The 526-nt window shown below is 74.7% G+C and carries 1 protein-coding gene; it reads right to left on the bottom strand.

Features of this window, described 5'->3' with window-relative positions:
• Positions 1 to 170: 170 nt before the first annotated feature.
• The coding region (locus QL983_RS11390; protein ID WP_290153088.1) for a DUF4440 domain-containing protein at positions 171 to 526 on the bottom strand (356 nt) is incomplete at its 5' end.

Genomic DNA, 526 nt, shown 5'->3' on the forward strand with positions numbered 1-526 from the left:
TGGGGTTCCGGCACGTGTGGCTCGGCACGAACGCGCAGAACGCACGGGCCAACCGGTTCTACGAGCGCCTCGGCTTCGAGACGGTCGGGGCGCGGCAGTTCGTGGTCGGCGGGGAGCGGGTCGAGGACGACTGGGTGCGGCTGCTGACGGTGGCGTGAGCCGGTCGCCGCTCAGCAGGCCTCCGGGCCGTCGGGGTCGTCGTCGGGATCGATCCACGCCGACGGGTGGTAGTGCACCGCGGCCAGCCCGTCGTCGTCGGCCAGGTGGGTCTGCGCCTCGGGCACGGAGTCCGTGTTCTGCCCGGCCACCGCCTCCCACGCCCCGGCCTCGGTGCGGCGCACCACGAGCAGCAGGACGCCGGTGCGCTCGCCGGCCTCGTCGCCGTCGGGCGCGGTCTGCCCCGTCATGGTCCACGGCGCGTGCACCACCGCCACGTCCCCGAGCTCGCGCACGCGCACCTGCCCGAGCACGAGCCGGGAGGCCGGGAACATCCAGCGGAAGCCGAGCGCGTGGTTCACCCGGATCT

The sequence above is a fragment of the Micrococcus sp. APC 4021 genome, assembly GCF_030407635.1.
GTDB classification, from domain to species: Bacteria; Actinomycetota; Actinomycetes; order Actinomycetales; family Micrococcaceae; genus Micrococcus; species Micrococcus luteus.